Raw genomic sequence first — 18701 nt, 5'->3', positions numbered from 1 at the left:
CTTCATCTCCCTGAGGAAAGGGGAAAATCACATTTTTAATACTAACCAAATTTAAGGATGCCATCTTTTTAATAACATATGGCAATTCCAAACATTCACTATTTAAATATAACCAGGCGATGAAAATAAAATATTTTCTAATCCTTCTAATTGCTTGTCTTGTTTATGGGAAGACGATGGCCCAAAACCCTCTAACCATAACTGGAAAAGTAACAGATAACAAAGGAGAAACATTAATTGGCGTTGGCGTAATGCTCAAAGGTACAAAGACCGGAACTAGCACCGACAGCAAAGGGGGATTTACGCTCAGTATTTCAGGAAATAATCCTGTATTGGTCATTTCTTACATGGGCTTTTTGAGCAAAGAAGTTCCGGTTAACGGCCGCACGAAAATTGATATTGTGCTTGAGGCGGATACCAAAAATCTCGATGAGGTAGTGGTAACAGGTTATCAGACCGAGCGTAAAAAAGACCTAACGGGAGATGTAGCCATTGTTGATGTAGATGAGCTGAAAAAACAGTCTGTCGCCAATCCAATGAAAGCTTTACAAGGCCAGGTAGCCGGCGTTTATATTACCGGTAACGGCGCACCAAGTTCACCGGCAACCATCCGTATTAGGGGAATTGGTACACTAAACAACAATGACCCGCTTTTCATCATAGATGGGGTACCAACAAAGGCTGGGATGCATGAACTTAACCAGGCAGATATCGAATCGATGCAGATACTTAAAGATGCTTCTTCAGCCAGTATATATGGGGCAAGAGCAGGAAATGGAGTAATTGTAATTACGACCAAAAAAGGTAAAAGTGGAAGCACGCAACTGAATGGGAATGCCTATACTTCTTTATCAACTTATGTAAACAAACTCGAAATGCTGGATGCAGAAGGCTACGGTAAAATTTTGTGGCAGGCTTATACCAATAAAAACATTAATCCCAATACAAGTGGATTGCAGTATCAGTTTGATTGGTCAGTTAATCCCACTACAAACCAACCGGTACTAAATAAAGTGATGTTACCTGAGTTTCTTAATCCGGCACAAACCCTTAGAACAGCCAATACCAATTGGTTTGATGAAATTTCTCAGCTTGGTGTAATACAAAATTATGATGCACAGGTTTCTAGTGGCACTGACAATGGACATTATCTGCTTTCTTTGGGCTACTTTGATAATAAAGGGATTGTGAGGACAACCGGGTTCAATAGAATTTCAGCAAGGATCAATTCAGATTATAAGTTATTCAATGGTGCATTGACCATTGGGCAAAACCTGAGTTTAACAAAAACAAAAGAGGTTTCGGCTAATATTATCAACTCGGCCTTACAAGCACTTCCTATCATTCCGGTACATACCGTAGATGGCATAGGTTGGGGAGGCCCTGTGGCGGGTATGAACGACCGCCAAAATCCGGTACGTGTACTTGAAGATAATAAACAGAATGGGTACGATTATATGAGGCTCTTTGGAAATTTCTTTGCCGATGTAAAAATTACGAAAGGCTTGGTGTTTAAATCTAATTTTGGTATTGATTACGGGAATTACACCAGCAGGAACTGGCAAAAGAAATATGTGAGTGGATATTTAGTGAATGATGTTACCAAAGTTATTGAAAGCCAAACACACAATGTAAAAACCACCTGGACGAATACTGTAAATTATAACCTTGAAAAAGGTAATCACAGGTTAAATGCTTTTGCAGGTACTGAACATTTTGTAGAAAACTCCAATACATTTATGGCTTCAAGAGAAGGTTATGTGCTGGAAGATCCTGATTATATGTACCTTGATGCAGGCACAGGTATTAAAGACAATAGTGGAAGCGGTGCGAAGAATGTGCTTTTATCATATATCGCAAGGGCGAACTATTCTTTTATGGACCGTTACCTGTTTTCTGCCACGATAAGACGTGATGGGTCATCAAGGTTTGGTGCCAACAATAAATATGGAACTTTTCCTGCATTTTCCGGTGCTTGGCGCATCAGTGAAGAATCTTTCGTTAAAAATAATACCAGCATATTCGACGATCTGAAATTACATGCAGGCTGGGGAAAAACCGGAAACCAGGAAATTAATAATAACGCGATATACAATATCTACCTGACTAACTACAATATTACCTCGTACGATATTAACGGAAATAAAAGCGGTGTTTTACCATCCGGATTTTATCTTTCACAAAACGCCAATCCAAACCTGAAATGGGAGGCTACTGAAATGACAAATGCAGCCTTAGACTTTTCACTATGGAAACAAAAGCTTTACGGAAGCGTTGGCTACTACATCAAAAAAACAAGCGGAATACTTTTACTCCCTCCTTATATAGGTGTTTTGGGTGAAGGCGGAAACACTTATATAAATGGTGCATCAATGGAAAATAAAGGTTTTGAACTTAGTTTGGGACATAAAAGTAAACTGACTAATGATTTGAGCCTTGAACTTAATGGTAACTTTGATATGGTGCGCAATAAAGTTACACATTTACCTGCAGAGGTAGTAAATGCTTATGGTGGAGATGGGAAAGGGCAGAATATTTTAGGTAGAACCTTAGGGTCTTTCTTTGGCTACGTTGCCGATGGACTTTTTAGAACACAGGCAGAAGTTGATTCATATGCAGCACAACCAGGCAAAGGGCTTGGGCGCATCAGATATAAAGATTTGAACAACGATGGGGTAATTAATGATAATGACCGTACCTGGATTGGTAATCCATTACCAAAATATACTTATGGTTTAAACGCAGCGATAAACTATAAAAACTTCGATTTTTCTTTCTTGTTGCAAGGTATTGGTTCTGTCGAAGTTAGAAATGAGGCCAAATCTTATACCGATTTTTGGAGCGCTGTAGAATCTTCATCTAACAAAGGTGCCAGATTGCTGAATGCCTGGTCGCCGTCGAACCCTAACACCGATATTCCAGCAGTTGCCTTAACCGATGATAATTTTGAAGCACGACTTTCTACTTATTTTATTGAAAACGGCTCCTATCTAAAACTTAGAAATGCGCAAATAGGCTACAGCTTTGATAAAAAACTAATCTCAAAATTAAAGATGCAGAGTTTAAGGTTTTATGTTGGTGGCGATAATCTGGCCATTTTGATGAAATCAAAGTCCTTTACCGGACTTGATCCTGAGAGCCCAGGCTTTGGTTATCCAAACCCTTTGGTCATTACCGCAGGAATTAATGTAAAGTTTTAAATAGCGAACTAGTCATGAAAAAATATATATTCTTACTTGCAGTATCAGTAATATTGATTACATCCTGCAAAAAAGCACTCGAAGTAGGGCCAAGAGGTTCACTTAACGAAAATCAGGTGGCAACACCATCACAAGCCGAAGGTTTTGTAACGGCAGCTTACTCACAATTAGGCAATGATGAAATTAACCGCGCCTTTAGCATGTACCAATACGGAAATATCCGTGCTGATGATGCTTATAAAGGCGGTGGCGGTATTAACGATGGTGATGTATTCCATGCAATGGAAACCTTTGTATCATCACGTCCCGATCAATGGAATTATGACGGAATATGGTTTAATATTTATGTCGGTATCAGGCGTGCCAACGAGGGCATCCGTGTGCTAAGTAAATTTAGCGAGGCTGAATATCCGCTCGTAAAAACCAGGGTTGCCGAATTACGTTTCTTGCGTGGTTACTGGTATTTGATGCTGGAAAACCTGTTCAAAAATATCCCTTATATAGACGATGCAGTACCATCGGATGATTATAAGTTTATTAAAAACAACGTTTTTACCAGAGATCAGATATTGGATAAAATAGCAGCTGATTTTCAGGCTGCGGCAGATGCACTTCCAGTGGCACAACCGCAAATAGGTCGAGCCAATAAATACGCTGCCTATGCTTTTTTAGCTAAAACAAGGTTGTTTCAGGCTTACATGCAAAATGCAAACCATGCGGTAACATCAATTGATGCTAACCGCTTGCAACAAGTTATTGCTGCGGCTGATCAGGTGATGGCCTCAAGCTATAAGCTTCAGGCAGATTTTGCCAATAACTTTACTTCAGGGACTTTTGAGAATGGTGTAGAAGCCATTATGTCGGTTCAGTTTTCCAGCAATGACGGGGCAGGTAGAGGGAGGGTAAATTTTGGTGATATGCTTACCGTACCACAAGGCATTGGTTGCTGCGATTTTCAAAAACCCTCGCAAACTTTAATGAATGCTTTTAGAACAACTGCAGCAGGTATTCCACTTTTTGATACTTTCAATCAACAAAACGTAGATTTTTCAGTAAACACAGTTGACCCACGTGTTGATCATACGATTTCACGACCAGGTGCACCGTGGAAATACGATCCCACAAGAGTGGTAACCGAAAGTTGGAGCCGCAGTATCCCTATTTATGGAACTTATAATTCTATGAAAGAGAACGTTTCGCCAGATTGCGATTGCTTTATTAAGCTTCCGCCATTTTTTGGAAATACCAAAGCCAGGATCATGATCAGGCTTGCCGATGTAATGTTGTTTAAGGCAGAGGCGCTTATAGAACTTGGCAGGCAGGGAGAGGCTTTGCCTCTTATAAATGCCATCAGGGATCGTGCATCTAAAAGTACGTCAAAACTGGTTATGGCTAACGGACAACCAACCTCAAAGTATAATGTGCAGCAATATGTGCCCGGAACCAATATTGTTTGGGACCAGGATAATGCCCGAAAAGCACTTCGTTTTGAACGCCGTTTAGAAATGGCTTTAGAGGGTGAACGGTTCTTTGACCTGATGCGTTGGGGAATAACCGATCAGGTAATCAATGCTTACTTTGATACTGAGAAAGGAACCCGCAGTATTTTTCAGGGGGCCAAATTTACCAAAGGAAGAGATGAATTTTTACCAATTCCACAAAACCAGATTTTCTGGAGCGAAAACCGGTATGTACAAAATCCACTTTATTAATGGAAAACTAAAATTAAGAACATGAAACTTAAAAATATATTTGCGCCCGTTTTTCTGCTAGTTGCCATAATATTGGTGCTCGCAGGATGTAAAAAGAGCAAAAATGACGATTTTAAACTGGATACCCAGGTTCAGTTATCATCTTTCTCCATTAACGGTACAGTTGCCTCAATTAACCAGTTAACGGGCGCTGTAACGGTAAATCTTCCATTTGGAACGGATTTAACCAATCTTTCACCTGCAATGGAATTGCCTGAGGGTGCAACGGCAAATATCATAAATGCCAAGCCGCTAAATTTTACCGGGGCAGTAGCTTTTAGGGTTGTGAATGGAAATTTGTTTAAAGACTATTCGGTAACCGTAAAAATTATTTCTCCCTTAACCAGTCTTTCAGTAAACGGTGTTAAAGCAACTATTGATAATGAGGGAAGAAATGTTACTTTGGTGTTACCCGATGGAACTAATTTAAACGGAGTGGCTCCAATTATCGAAAGCCCGGCAGGTATTCAGGTTAGCCCGGCAAGTGGTGTTGCCCAGGATTTCACTCAGCCGGTTACCTATACCTTTACCAAAGGAACGGTGAGTACTACCTACCAGGTCAATCTGATTAGTAATTCGATAAGTCAATATGCATTTATCGGCACTGCTGGCTCAAGATCAGCAATCACAAATCCAGATGAAAAAGCAGCTAGTGATTGGTTTTTTACTACTTATCCAACGGCCGATTATATCTCTTTCGGTTCTGTAGCTACGGGGCAGCGACTTTCAAATTATAAGGTAATTTGGTGGCATTTTGATTCAGACCAGGCGCTTCCGGCTCAGGCTACGGCAGCAGGAGCGGTTAATGCTTTAAAAGCATATAGGACAGCCGGCGGCTCTCTTCTGCTTTCTTCATTTGCAGGCCGATACGTAGAGGCTTTAGGTGTTGTGCCAGCTGGTAAAGGTCCAAATAATGTTTTTGGGGACTTTTTACCAAATGGATTTATTGAAAATAACAGCGATTGGGGAATTTCTTTCAAAGGCAAAGAATCCCATCCAATATTTCAAGGCTTGGATACTTATGCACCAGGTAAGGCAAATTTATTACAAAAAGGTACGTTCAGGCTTAACCACACCGCCTGGTGGTTTTTACCCGATTGGGGTGGCTATAGTAATGGAACTGGATGGCGCCAGCAAACCGGCGGAATAAACCTTGCTTCTGAAGCTTGGGACGATCAGCTTGATGGAAGAGTAGGTATAGCAGAATGGCCGCAAACAAACGGTGCTGGTAATGTAGTAGTCATAACATTCGGTGCTTACGATTGGTATTCTGAGCCGCAAAATGGTGCTCCAACTACCAATAACTACATTAATAACATTCGCAGGTTGACTAAGAATGCGATAGATTATCTAAAAAAATAGAAATATAAATTCAAAATATAAGCACAATGATGATGGTCTTAAAAAGAATTCTAATGGCAGCTACGCTTTTATCAGTGACGCTTGCCTGCACCAAAGAAAAGACTTATGCTCCTGCTGAACCTTTTGCCGAGGAAAAATTCAATATTTTTCCAAAGCCGCAACTTTCTGCAACGGCAAGCTCAGGACAATATACTGGCTGGGTTGGCGATGTAATGCCGTATTACGCTAATGGTCAATTTGAGATTTTTTTCCTGCATGATGCGTCCGATCGGATAAAACAAAGTAGTCCGGGGCAACACCCAATTCATAAATTTACCTCTAAAAACCTGCTCGATTTTAGTTACGATGGCGAAATGATTCCTTATGGTAGCCAAACAACGCAAGATTTTTTAGTAGGGACCGGATCTATGGTAAAAGCCGCCAACACAAACTACTTTTATTATACAGGGCATAACGGTAGTGGCAGCTGGCTTCAAAATGCTAATCCTGCATTTACAACCGCCAATCCCCTTGAGGCCATTATGTACGCGAAAAGTAGTACGCTATCGGGCTGGTCTAAAAAAGCCGGTTTTGCCCTTAGGGCACCTGCAGGTTATTCAAGCAACGATTTTAGAGATCCTTTTGTTTTTTACAATCAGGAGTTCGGGCAATATTGGATGATGGTGAGCGCTCAAAAAGGTGGAAAAGGGGCGATTCTGGTTTACACCACAGCGGATCCGGCAAGCGATAAATGGGATTTAAAAGGCCCGCTAACTGTAGAAGGCGATTATTTGATGTTAGAATGTGCGGATGTATTTAAAATTGATGATAAGTATTTTATGCTTTTTGCCGAAGATTGGACCAGTACGCCGGGTACACACTACAGGGTTGCCGCATCTTCTGCCGGGCCATGGTTAAAACCTGCCGATGGAATGGATATGTTTGATGGTCATCAGTTTTATGCAGGTCGTTCAGCAAGTAATGGTACTGAACGTTATGTTTTTGGCTGGGCACATCGCCGTAATCCTGAAAATGACAATGGGACAAGGACCTGGGGCGGGAATTTAATTACCCAACAATTAATTAAGGTAGGCAGTGATAAGCTGGCTGTAAAAGCTCCGGTTGCGGTTAAAAGTTATTTTACCAAAGAGGCTACCCCGTTGATTGCAGGGCAATCCGGAACAGTTAGCAATGTTTCGGCCAATTATGTATTAAATGGTTCAACAGCCCTTGCAGCGTACAGGTTTAATGCAATAAATGGTACCACCATGCTAACAGGTAACCTTTCTATTAATAACTTAACCGGTACAGCAAGTTTTGGTTTCAATACAAAGAGTGATAATACCGCCTCATATATAATTAAACTTGAACCTGGTTCAAAACGCATAGCAGCTTACAAAAATGGTCAGGAAATTACCCGTGTGCCCTTTACATTTGAGGCAGATAAGAATTACAATTTTAGTATCGTAGTTGATGGTTCTGTTGTGGTGTTGTACTTAAATGATCAAATAGCCTTAACCAATAGGATTTACTCCGCAAATGCTAATCAATGGATGATTAGTGCAGATAAATTAGATATAAAGGTAAATAACTTGAAAGTTTCATCGCATTAGTTTTAGACTATGGGAAGAATGAAAAATCCATTAGTAATGGCCTGCTTATCGACAATTTTTCTGTCGGTAAGCAGCTTTGCCCAACAGGCAGATCGGGAAGTGCAGGCTTACCGCCCGCTTTATCATTTTAGTCCGTTAAAAGGGTGGATTGGAGATCCTGATGGTTTGGTTAAACACGATGGAAAGTACCATTTATTTTGGTGGGGACATGCAACCTCTACCGATTTAGTGCATTGGCAGGAGTTGTCCAGGCCGATGAAAGAAGGAATGGGGTTCTCTTATTTTAGCGGCTCGGTTGCCATTGATAAAGCGAACACCAGTGGTTTTGGAAAGAATAGCATGATTGCTATCTATACCAAACACTTTGCTGGCGATAGTTTGCCCGAAGCGCAGGCTATATCCGTAAGCGGTGATCAGGGAATGAGCTTTGAGTATTATAAAGAAAATCCGGTACTCAGCATCAATAAATTTTTTTTTCGCGATCCGCAGGTTTTTTGGCATAAAAAAGACAAGCTATGGAAAATGGTGGTTTCCCGTCCTGACGTTCAGGAAATTCAGTTTTACCAGTCTCCTGATCTTAAAAACTGGAAGTATTGTAGCAGCTTTAAAGCTTTGGGTGCCAAAAATTCATTCTGGGAGTGCCCTGATTTGTTTGAATTGTCCATTGAAGGAACAAAGGAGAAAAAATGGGTTTTGCTTATCGGAAGAGGTCCAAACCGGGTGCAGTATTTTGTTGGTGATTTTGATGGAAAATCATTTCATTCCGATCAGACCATGATTGATTATCTTCAAAGTGGGAAGGGAATAGCAGGTGTTGTGTTCGATGATTTTGAAAATCCAGCCTATCCAAAATGGAAGAACGAAGGATTGGCTTTTGCGGAGAATAAAGAAATGGCTGATTACCTTGGCAAAGGATATGCTTCATCTCCTTCGGTGAAAAATGCTAAAGGAAACTTAATATCAGTGCCATTTACCATTAATCACAAAGCCATAAATTTTTTGATCGCAGGTGGCAATCATCCCGATACAACTTGTATAAACCTGGTTGTTGAAGGTGAAATTGTTCGAAGTACAACCGGAGATAATTGTAAGGTTTTTAAATGGAACGGTTGGGATGTGAGTTCTCTTATTGGGAAAAAAGCACATTTGGAAATTGTAGACCAAAGCACTGACAGTACCAAAGGATTTATTGCTGTTGACCATATTATGTTTTCCAATCAACTAACCAATCAGCAATTGGAGCATGCCTTGTGGCTTGACTATGGCCCAGATTATTATGCCACCAGAACCTGGCGAAATTACGATGAACATGATAGCTTAAAAGATACTGTAATTGCTATTGGGTGGATGGGGAATTGGGATTATGCCCGCAAAGTCCCTACCACATGGGGCAAGGGGTTTCATTCTATTCCCAGGGTAATGTCGCTAAGGAAAACACTGACTGGACTTCGGGTAGTACAGCAACCCATTAGCCAATTGCAAAGTTTGCGGAGAAATGGTTTTTCAGCCCAAAACCTAAAAATCAGAGATATTCAGGAAATAAAAGGGTTTAAGCCTGAGCGAAATACTTATGAAATGGAAGTTGCCTTTACGCCTGTTTCTGCAAATGTCTTTGGATTTAATTTGCTGGTTGGGGAAGGTAGGAAGTTAAGCATCCGATATAATCCCGCACTGGGCGATCTTACCATTGACAGGACCAATTGTACTGATTTTAATACTGATGAAAGTTTTACCCAGGTTTTTGCTAAGAAATACACTGTTCCATTAACGCTAAAAGATGGCAGGCTCAACCTTCATATTTTCATTGACCGGTCTTCTATAGAAATATTCGCCAATGATGGGGAAATGGTATGTAGCGCAAGTACGTTTCCTTCTGATAAACAACTCGGGGTTCAGGCCGTTTCCGAAAACGGAACAACACTTTTGGATCTTAAAGCCTGGCAATTAGAGAGTATATGGAAGTAAATACAAATAATTAAAAAATAACCGTAAAAAGATAAACCAATGAAACATAAAATTTTAAAAATAACTTATTTCTGTATGCTGGTTGCGTGCGGCTTGGGCCAAAATACAGCTATAGCCCAACAGAAAAACGAAAGCGATCAATACCGCCCTGCATTTCATTTTACACCAAAGAGCCATTGGATGAATGATCCCAACGGAATGGTGTACTTAAATGGAAAGTATCATCTCTTTTATCAGCATAATCCAAACTCGTCTGTTTGGGGACCAATGCATTGGGGGCACGCAACAAGTACCGATTTGGATCATTGGGATCATCAGCCTATCGCTTTATATCCCGACAGTTTAGGAACCATATTTTCCGGAAGCGCAGTCGTAGATGTAAATAACACAGCTGGTTTTGGTAAGAATGCCCTGGTTGCCATATTTACACACCACAACCACAAAATAGAAGAAGCTAAAACGGGGTTACATCAATATCAAAGTATTGCCTATAGCATCGACGAGGGGAAAACATGGACAAAATATGAAGGTAATCCTGTGCTGCCCAACCCAGGTATCTGGGATTTTAGGGACCCAAAAGTAATGTGGCATACCCAAAGCAAGAAATGGATTATGACCCTGGCAACCAAGGATAGGATTACCTTCTATTCATCGCCAAACTTAAAAAATTGGACGAAAGAAAGTGAATTTGGGGAAAAGTCAGGTGCCCATGGAGGAGTTTGGGAATGCCCTGACCTGTTTCCTTTATCTGTGAACGGGATTCAAAAGTGGGTCTTGCTGGTTAGCATTAACCCTGGAGGACCCGCCGGCGGATCTGGAACCCAGTATTTTGTAGGGGACTTTAAAGAGGGGATATTTTCTGCAGATCATACAGACATTCGTTGGCTGGATTATGGGGCAGATAATTATGCTGGCGTTACCTGGTCAAACACAGGCAACAGGAAAATATTTATGGGTTGGATGAATAACTGGACCTACGCCAATCAGATACCAGAGCAGGGGTTTAGGGGTGCTACCACAATTGCAAGAGAACTTCAATTGAAAAAAGTAGGAAACGAGGTTTACCTCAGTGCAGCCCCGGTAAAAGAGTTTAACCTGATTTTGGATAAAGCTGCCCAGCTCAAATACAGTGCTGCCAAGACAGACTATGACCTTTCTACCAAGGTAACCTCATTTAAGGGTAAGTATCAGCTTGAGCTGACGACAGCGCAAAAGCAAAGCTTTTCTTTGCGTTTAACAAACGACAATGGAGATGAACTTGTTCTTGGATATGATGCGAAGAACAATACTTTTTATACAGACCGTACTAAATCAGGACAGGTTGATTTCGAAAAGAGCTTTCCAAGGGTAACAACTGCTCCCCGTATTTCAAAAGATAACCACATTCAATTAAAATTAATATTGGATGTTACCTCGGCGGAAGTATTTGCAGATAATGGTTTGACAGTGATGACCAATACATTCTTTGCGCATAGCCCTTTAACGCAGCTCCATATAAAATCAACTAAGCCACTGTTAATTCAAAATCTTAAATATGCAGGCATTAAAAGCCTGTAATCAATAACCTAACCAAATAATAAACCTTAATTATGAAACTATCCTATTTAAAAATAGGTATAGCAGCTTTGCTGTGCCTAATGATGTACTCCTGTAAACAGGAAATGGAATTGCCTTTGGGGGCCACTTTGAAAAAGAGCAGCAAAGCTAATTTGAACTCTCTTGCAGGGTTACAATGTAGCCAGCAAACCGAGCAGACGGATTATACCATTTACAAGATGACCAGCGATGGTTACCGGGTAGGCGATATGGCACCCTTTTTTGATGCTGCTAGTAACAAATTTGTTGTTTATTACCTTAAAGATATCTGGGATGATCCCACCAATACCCGTCACCCGATGTATGCGTTTACGACAACAAATTTTTACAATTACACGGAAATTGGCCAAATCATCGGTTCCAGCGCTGCAACCTGTGCCCAGGATAATGCAGTAGGAGCGGGAAGTGTGGTCAAAAGCGGGTCAACCTATTATTTCTTTTATTCCGGGCGCAATAACAACTATGTCAGTTGCGGATCAAAACTTGAAGGTATCGTAAGGGCCTCATCAAGCAATCCAACCTCAGCATTTACGAAAGATACTGCGTTCCCAACAATGACAGTACCTACCGGGCAGGGATTTGATGAAAATGATAATTTCAGGGATCCTTATGTTTTTCTGGATGGTACAATCTGGAACATGGTTGTAGCAGCCCGCAAAAATGTATCCGGTACCTGGCGCGGCGTTATTGTAAGGTATACCTCAACTGATTTAACAAACTGGAGCTACCAAGGGGTTCTCTATGATGGTGGCAGTACTAATTATTTTATGATGGAATGCCCTCAAGTGATAAAACTGGGCAGTACCTATTACCTGGTATACTCCGATCAGATCAATAAGTATATGTACTACCGTAAAGCCACATCGCTGACGGGCACCTGGAGCTTGCCAGCTGGAACTAGTCGGTTTGAGGGTAAAAGTTTCTTCGCCGGAAAAATTGTAACAGATCAATACGGTGACAACTATGTTTTTGGGTGGAACAATATACTGGCGGGCCATGTGGATACAGGTGCATGGAGCTGGGGAGGAAATATGGTTGTGCATAAAATTTATGCCATGGCCAATGGCGATCTGGCCGTTACTATGCCTCATACGCTAAAAGCGAATCTCGAAACAAATAATTACGCGCTTACGGTGAATAGTCAGTGGGGCAACGTAACTAACACAGTGCCTGGTATGCAAAGTTACCGGATAATAAGTCCGGCGAGCAATGATATCGCCAATGTTATTTATGAACCTGTTGCCAAAGAAAAATTTAAAATAAGTGCTACAGTCAATTATTCAAGTTCAGCAAAGGATTTTGGTTTCATGATTGGTGCCTGCGACGGCTATAATGATTTTTATAGTCTCAGGTTTGTACCATCACAAAACCGGTTCAGTTTTGATAAAACAAATCACGGTTCTATTACTGCATCAACGGTGGCGGATAATGATGTGCCCATAACCCTTGCCGCTAATATAGATTATGCTATTGATATCGTAATAGAAAACTCGACGGTGGTAGTTTATATAAACAATCAGGTCGCACTGAGCTGTAGAATTTATAAAGCACAAAATACAAATTGGGGAATATTCACAGATAATAGTGATGTTACATTCAAAAATATTCAGGTAAAATATCCTTAAAACTTAAATGCTTAATGCCGAAAATTTCACTGCAAAGTACGGCGAAATCCGGAGTTTTTAATTCCGGATTTCTTATTGTTTTGGACAGCTTGCTCCATGGTAAAGAAGGGGGGCTACAACAAAAAATCAATTGATATAATAATATTGCCAATTGGAGCTGGGTACTTTTGGTAACGCTTGTTATTAATAATGTCCTGCTTACCGGATGATTACTGTTAACTTTTATCTAGTTTTTCCAATAGAGCCAGGATTTTATCTAGCTTATCCACCTCAATAGAGTTCAATCGAATCTGTAATTGTTCGATTTCTTTTTTTGCCTCCACATTTGTCTTGAAATCTTCATTTGCCTGAGCTCGATCTCGTTCATTCTGGCGGTTTTGAGCCATCATGATTATTGGTGCCGCATAAGCGGCCTGAGTTGAGAACAAAAGATTAAGCAAGATGTATGGATATGGATCCCAGTGAGCGATGAAAGCAATCACATTTAGTATCATCCATAGCCCAACTATTATGGTTTGGATAATAATAAACCGCCAGGATCCCATCCCTGTCGCTACATTGTCTGCCAATTTTTGTCCGAAGGTCATCGCATCCTTATGGATTTGATACCAATTTTTTCCCTTGTTTATCATTTCAGTCTTTTGGTTTTAAAACAAATAAATATTACTATTGCTTGTGATTGGAATACTAATGCAACGACCCAATCTCAGCATCACTATAGTTTTTAACTACGGGGATATTTGCATTTTGGCAATGTTTACTGCCTCAAGTCCATTTTCCTTCATTTCTATCTCAAAGAACACGGCTTCATTCAACTCCAAATCTAAATCCTCTAGCCGGTTGAAGCTGATTGTTTGTTCGTTTTCATCAATGATGATTCCAGAACGATTTGTTAAACATATACTTTTGATTTTGCCTCTTCTCATTTTGAACTGTTTATTAATTCACTTTTTTATCTCAGTTTGCTCGTTTTTTATAGGCTTATATATTTAAAGTCAGTAGGTTGATTTTTTTTTATGTTTAATTTTTAAGATTTTCCTAAAATTATCTTGTATTCCCTCGGTGTTAGACTTGTTTTGACTTTGAAGAAATAACAGAAATATGTCTGACTCTTAAAACCCAAATCAAAAGCAATTTCTTTGATGGATCGGTCAGAGCTGTGAAGCAATCTCTTTGCCTCGAGCAAAATACGTTCCTGAATAAAATCTAATGCAGACATCTTATACTGTTTTTTGCATAGGACCCCGAGATAATTGGATGTGATGCAAAGGTGGCTAGCATAGAATGAAACCGACTTCTGGGTTTTGAAATGCTTGTCAACCATGGCCTGGAATTTATAGGCTATGGATTTGGACCGGTGCGGCGAATGATCGCCAAAAGTATGCTCTACCCATAGGGTGATCATCAGGCCGATTAGACGACATCTTGCATTGACCAGCTCACTGAAAACAGTGGATGCAGACAGTTCCTTGTCAATGGCCAAAAATTCTGCATAAACTTTTTCGTACATTTCCGTATCCAGATCCAGGAGGGAGTGCTCATTATGTCCCAAAAACGAAAATTGCAAAATTGCGGGAAAGGTCTCAATCAATGGCCGCTTTATCAGCAGGATTTGACCCTTTGGCTCATTCTGGAACTTCCATTGTGGAATCTCTCCGGGTGAGCATATGCAGATTTGCTGTGGCTTGATAATTTGTTTTTGAGAAGCGATGCTTTGCTCTCCCGTCCCGCTTTCAAATAGTATCAGGGCGAAGTAATCGCCGTCAAGGGAAGCGGTGAGCATGCTGGCGTTATCAAAATACTTATATTCTACGAAAGCTTTGTTCTCGGAACTTGGATCACTGCCAAGATGCCCAATGTAGCTCTTTGTTTTAGACATTTAACAATTAATAATGTGGCTTGAGTTATGTTGATTTAGTTTAGGTTTCCGCATCAAGGTCTGGGAAGTGTTCTTCTTGTTCATAGTTTCGAAGGAGTTTTACTTCTTGCTGGAGCTTTTTGATCCTGTTTAGAAGGTGCACAACCGTTTCAATACCTTCCATGTTGATCTCCAGATCATAGTGAAAATGAATGTATTTCTCCAGGTCGTTCAGCTGCTCATAGGTAATGAAGGCCTCTTTACCTGAGGAAATAAGGCTTATTAATCCATGTTGATCCAGTTTTTGTATAAAAGACAATTCAATTTTATAGTAGATACAGCACAGTTCTACTGAAATCTTTGTTAAATTTTCCATCGGCTTTATTATTTTTTGGATTCTTTTGCAAGTTGTTCAAACAGCTCTTTTTCCCGTACGGTCAGGTTCTTTGGCATCTGTATCTCAAAGGTCACATACAGGTCTCCAAAGATGCCTTCCTTCTTGTATACAGGAAAACCCTTGCCTTTTAACCGGACTTTTTTACCGTTCTGTGTTTCTGGTATTATGTTCAGCTTTACTTTTCCGCTCATTGTATCGATCATTTCCTCCCCTCCAAGTATCGCTTTGTAAAGATTTAACGGTAAGGTTGAATGCAGATCATTTCCCTTGCGTATGAAAGAGGTATTGTTTTTGACTTCAACGGTGATATACAGGTCACCCTTTGGCCCCCCATTAACGCCATCGGCGCCATACCCGTTAATTTTGATTTCCTGGCCGTTTTCCACGCCCGCTGGAATTGTGATCCTGATATTTTTCCCATTTATGGTAAAGGTTTGTTTATGGGTATGGTATGCATCTGATAGATTGAGTTGGAGTGTGGCACGAAGGTCCTGCCCCTTAAAATGGGACTGCCTGCCTCCCCTTGAGCCTCCGCGGTTTCCGAACATCGAAGCAAAAAAGTCAGAAAAGTCTCCATCATCATCGCTTGAATAATACCCTCCCTGACCTCCAAAAGGGTTACCTCCACTGTATGCAGACTGTTGTTGCTGCTGTTGCCTGCGTGCCTCTTCAAACTGTTCTGCGTTTTTCCAATCCTTTCCGTACTGATCATATTTTTTTCTTTTCTCTGGATCGCTGAGCACTTCATTGGCTTCATTGATCTGCTGGAAAAGTTTTCCCGCAGCGGGGTCATTAGGGTTCAGATCGGGATGATGCTGGCGGGCTAATTTGCGATATGCCTTCTTGATCTCATCGGGCGTAGCACTTTTGCCAACACCAAGAACTTTGTAATAATCAATGTAATCCATTTGGCTGGGTTATCTTTAAATAAGTTGTCTTAAATTTGAATCTTGGTTTAATGGATGGAGCCATTTTTCTTCGCAGGCAGAATTGTTCATTTTCGTTGATCAAATTATTCGGAAGTTGCCGAATAATTCTGAAGCATCGTAATGGTTGGCACAAAATAAAGTGTACCGGTCTTAGCGGTACTGAAGTCAAGTATCCGGTCAGAATTTCCTGGAGGACTTCCAATAAACATTCTGGTTAGCATTTCTTTTACGGTGCTGAATGTATTGGCATAGGCAATGAAGTAGGTGCCAACTTCTCCTTTTGCCGGATGTCCAAAAGGCATGTTGTCTCTGATGATCTTAAGGTCGTTCCCAGCGGAATCTTCTATTCCTGCCAGCGCACTGTGCGAATTGCTTGGCTTTACCTCATCAGTCATTTCGATGTCGCTCATTTTATAACGGCCAATGACCTTTTCCTGATCCTGGGTAGACAATGCTGTCCAATTTTTCATCTCATGCAGATACTTTTGTACAAACAGGTAACTCCCACCTTTGTAAACGGGATCTTCATCACCGACAAGGGCGAAAAGTTGCCTTTCATCTCCTATGGGATTTTCTGTGCCGTCTACAAAGCCCAGTATAGAGCGGCCGTCCCAGTATCTGAAACCATGTATCTCCAGGGTGCATTCGGCGACGGACTCGAGCACCGCTGTAATGTCGCTGGCCATGTCGAAACATATACCCATGTCCAGTGCCCGTAAATGTAGGTGTAGGTCTCCTGGCGTGGACACTGCGGTGTGTCGATCTCCAACAATGGGCTCGAATTCGGCTAGCTCTCTTGGGAGGGGGGTGGGTAGTCCGAGTTTTTTCCAGGCATCATGTCCGACACCCAGGACGCAACTTGTCCGTCCCTTAACAATACGGATCGCATAGGAGCGATTTATGTTTTCTACCAAGGCACATAATTTCTCAAAGGCTGGCCTGATGGCTGCACCATCTTTGAATTTCCAGACTGTGAAAATGGTGTTGTTATTTGGATAGTCTGTTACATTTTGTGGTTGATTCACGCTTGTCGGTTTATTTGTAGTTATCAATTTTATCTGATCTTTTTGTTGTAATAGGTGTTGTTGTAGTAGGCACTTCGTCAAATCAATTATTATCAAAATTGATCTCGCCTGCAAGAAGCCCTTGCATCACTGATTTCCATTATAAAAACTACCTAAAAAATAGGCGGAGTGATGCAAGACTCTCACAGAGAAAGCAAAAAATTAATGAACTCGTGCTTTGCTCTAATGCAAATAAGCTCTGTGCTTTTTATGTTTATAGGCATATGTTTTTTTCTTGTTCACGCATAGAATTTTAAAATGCATAAGTCAAATTTAGCTGTTGTAAATGTGATACAGCTCAGATTTTCCTCAAATGCATATTATTCGATATTATTTTCACGAAATACAACAATTATAATTTCTAGAATATCCTTTGCCATTGGCTATCATTGTATTGGTGAATTGAATCAAAAAATGTTCTAATTAGGCTACCTTAATGCGCTTGAAAAATCCTGGGATGCTGGGAATGGGTCTGTTATGAATTTGATCGGAATGCCCGGTTTATGCCGTTAAAATATTTTTATTTCTATCTGAATCTGCATTGTTAAGCCTAAATATAAACATAAAAATTTATTCCACACAAAGCATGATAAAGTGCTTGAAGAACTTTTTTAAACTGAGGGGAATATTTACCTATGAAATACAAGCAACGCATGGCGGCGGCTCGCCGAAGCTATTATCCCCGGCCAGTCTTTGTCCTTGCGTCCGGGGCTGTCTCTGTTTTGTGTATGGCCTAAGCGTGAAGGTTGCATGGTTTTTTTAGGTTTTAAAATAATATCCTGCTTAAGCATCGATAACATCTTATACTTAAAAACAATCTTTTTCAGTTCAATTAAACTAATTTCACAATGGCGACCACAGACACTTATTTGACTTTCGACGGAACATGTGAGGAAGCATTCAATTTTTACAAATCGATTTTTGGTGGGGAATTTGGACAGTTGTCCAGATTTAGTCAGATGCCACAGAATCTTATTTTTCAAGTAGGGGAGTCGCAGCGTGACCACATTCTGCATATTTCCCTTCCAATAGGAAACTCGTGTCTAATGGGCTGTGATGTCAGTGCGGGAGTGATTCATTGGTGCAAGGGAACAATTTTTCAGTTTCTGTTTCCGCTGACACTAGGAATGAGGCGGATCGGGTTTTCAACGGGTTTGCTCAGTTTGGACAGATCTCTAGTCCACTAACCGATACGTTCTGGGGTGCTTATTTTGGGATGGTTGTTGATCAGTTTGGCATTAACTGGATGATCAGCTTCGAAAAGAAAACAGATAAAACATAAACCGCGATCTTATCAGGACGTTAAAGAATTTAATCTAGTATATATTTTATTTCAACTTAACAAAAAACCGAGTATTTGGT

Annotated in this window: 14 protein-coding genes; 8 read left to right on the top strand and 6 right to left on the bottom strand. The window is 40.6% G+C overall.

The window, feature by feature from the left end; genetic code table 11:
* Positions 1-176: 176 nt before the first annotated feature.
* From G7074_RS00975 to G7074_RS00945, 7 genes are read left to right on the top strand one after another with little or no spacing between them, the layout of a single operon-like run.
* Entirely contained in the window at positions 177-3200 is a 3024-nt protein-coding gene (locus G7074_RS00975) for a TonB-dependent receptor (RefSeq protein WP_205944136.1), read from the top strand.
* Between the two features lie 14 nt (positions 3201-3214).
* Positions 3215-4912: a RagB/SusD family nutrient uptake outer membrane protein gene (locus G7074_RS00970; RefSeq protein ID WP_166206246.1), complete on the top strand. Its 1698-nt coding sequence runs from the start codon at positions 3215-3217 to the stop codon at positions 4910-4912.
* A gap of 21 nt (positions 4913-4933) precedes the next feature.
* Positions 4934-6313 carry a DUF4960 domain-containing protein gene (locus G7074_RS00965; protein WP_166206244.1) on the top strand — a complete coding sequence of 460 codons (1380 nt, stop codon included), beginning with the start codon at positions 4934-4936 and terminating at the stop codon, positions 6311-6313.
* A 53-nt stretch (positions 6314-6366) separates the two neighbouring features.
* The gene (locus G7074_RS00960) at positions 6367-7905 is read left to right on the top strand and encodes a glycoside hydrolase family 32 protein (RefSeq protein WP_166206242.1); all 1539 of its coding nucleotides are present in this window, start codon (positions 6367-6369) and stop codon (positions 7903-7905) included.
* Positions 7906-7923: 18 nt separating this feature from the next.
* Positions 7924-9870 carry a glycoside hydrolase family 32 protein gene (locus tag G7074_RS00955; RefSeq protein WP_166206240.1) on the top strand — a complete coding sequence of 649 codons (1947 nt, stop codon included), beginning with the start codon at positions 7924-7926 and terminating at the stop codon, positions 9868-9870.
* A gap of 39 nt (positions 9871-9909) precedes the next feature.
* Positions 9910-11427: a glycoside hydrolase family 32 protein gene (locus tag G7074_RS00950; protein WP_166206238.1), complete on the top strand. Its 1518-nt coding sequence runs from the start codon at positions 9910-9912 to the stop codon at positions 11425-11427.
* 32 nt (positions 11428-11459) lie between these two features.
* Positions 11460-13091 (top strand): glycoside hydrolase family 32 protein, encoded by a 1632-nt coding sequence (locus G7074_RS00945; protein WP_166206236.1) that lies wholly within the window; start codon positions 11460-11462, stop codon positions 13089-13091.
* A gap of 215 nt (positions 13092-13306) precedes the next feature.
* Here the strand turns inward: G7074_RS00945 and G7074_RS00940 are convergent, their stop codons facing one another.
* The 6 genes from G7074_RS00940 to G7074_RS00915 form a co-directional block, all read right to left on the bottom strand.
* Entirely contained in the window at positions 13307-13723 is a 417-nt protein-coding gene (locus tag G7074_RS00940; protein ID WP_166206234.1) for a DUF1003 domain-containing protein, read from the bottom strand.
* A gap of 96 nt (positions 13724-13819) precedes the next feature.
* Complete coding sequence (locus tag G7074_RS00935) at positions 13820-14017, bottom strand: hypothetical protein (RefSeq protein WP_166206232.1); 198 nt, start codon at positions 14015-14017, stop codon at positions 13820-13822.
* 101 nt (positions 14018-14118) lie between these two features.
* Positions 14119-14970, bottom strand: coding sequence for an AraC family transcriptional regulator (locus G7074_RS00930; protein WP_166206230.1), 852 nt, complete (start codon positions 14968-14970; stop codon positions 14119-14121).
* A 40-nt stretch (positions 14971-15010) separates the two neighbouring features.
* Positions 15011-15325: a chaperone modulator CbpM gene (locus tag G7074_RS00925; protein WP_166206227.1), complete on the bottom strand. Its 315-nt coding sequence runs from the start codon at positions 15323-15325 to the stop codon at positions 15011-15013.
* Between the two features lie 8 nt (positions 15326-15333).
* Positions 15334-16254: a DnaJ C-terminal domain-containing protein gene (locus G7074_RS00920; protein WP_166206224.1), complete on the bottom strand. Its 921-nt coding sequence runs from the start codon at positions 16252-16254 to the stop codon at positions 15334-15336.
* 104 nt (positions 16255-16358) lie between these two features.
* The gene (locus G7074_RS00915; RefSeq protein WP_166206221.1) at positions 16359-17300 is read right to left on the bottom strand and encodes a Dyp-type peroxidase; all 942 of its coding nucleotides are present in this window, start codon (positions 17298-17300) and stop codon (positions 16359-16361) included.
* Positions 17301-18420: 1120 nt separating this feature from the next.
* Between G7074_RS00915 and G7074_RS26870 the strand changes: the two genes are divergently transcribed.
* Positions 18421-18621: a VOC family protein gene (locus G7074_RS26870; protein WP_240916433.1), complete on the top strand. Its 201-nt coding sequence runs from the start codon at positions 18421-18423 to the stop codon at positions 18619-18621.
* Positions 18622-18701 lie beyond the last annotated feature (80 nt).

The organism is Pedobacter sp. HDW13 (assembly GCF_011303555.1).
Lineage (GTDB): Bacteria > Bacteroidota > Bacteroidia > Sphingobacteriales > Sphingobacteriaceae > Pedobacter.
This window is presented reverse-complemented; position numbering and strand designations above follow the sequence as displayed.

What these genes read in the sequence shown, in the direction of transcription:
- G7074_RS00945 (WP_166206236.1), top strand. Translation starts at nt 11,460, where the DNA reads ATGAAACTATCCTATTTAAAAATAGGTATAGCAGCTTTGCTGTGCCTA.
- G7074_RS00925 (WP_166206227.1), bottom strand. Translation starts at nt 15,325, where the DNA reads ATGGAAAATTTAACAAAGATTTCAGTAGAACTGTGCTGTATCTACTAT.
- G7074_RS00930 (WP_166206230.1), bottom strand. Translation starts at nt 14,970, where the DNA reads ATGTCTAAAACAAAGAGCTACATTGGGCATCTTGGCAGTGATCCAAGT.
- G7074_RS00955 (WP_166206240.1), top strand. Translation starts at nt 7,924, where the DNA reads ATGAAAAATCCATTAGTAATGGCCTGCTTATCGACAATTTTTCTGTCG.
- G7074_RS00935 (WP_166206232.1), bottom strand. Translation starts at nt 14,017, where the DNA reads ATGAGAAGAGGCAAAATCAAAAGTATATGTTTAACAAATCGTTCTGGA.
- G7074_RS00965 (WP_166206244.1), top strand. Translation starts at nt 4,934, where the DNA reads ATGAAACTTAAAAATATATTTGCGCCCGTTTTTCTGCTAGTTGCCATA.
- G7074_RS00970 (WP_166206246.1), top strand. Translation starts at nt 3,215, where the DNA reads ATGAAAAAATATATATTCTTACTTGCAGTATCAGTAATATTGATTACA.
- G7074_RS00950 (WP_166206238.1), top strand. Translation starts at nt 9,910, where the DNA reads ATGAAACATAAAATTTTAAAAATAACTTATTTCTGTATGCTGGTTGCG.
- G7074_RS00920 (WP_166206224.1), bottom strand. Translation starts at nt 16,254, where the DNA reads ATGGATTACATTGATTATTACAAAGTTCTTGGTGTTGGCAAAAGTGCT.
- G7074_RS00975 (WP_205944136.1), top strand. Translation starts at nt 177, where the DNA reads ATGGCCCAAAACCCTCTAACCATAACTGGAAAAGTAACAGATAACAAA.
- G7074_RS00960 (WP_166206242.1), top strand. Translation starts at nt 6,367, where the DNA reads ATGGCAGCTACGCTTTTATCAGTGACGCTTGCCTGCACCAAAGAAAAG.
- G7074_RS00940 (WP_166206234.1), bottom strand. Translation starts at nt 13,723, where the DNA reads ATGATAAACAAGGGAAAAAATTGGTATCAAATCCATAAGGATGCGATG.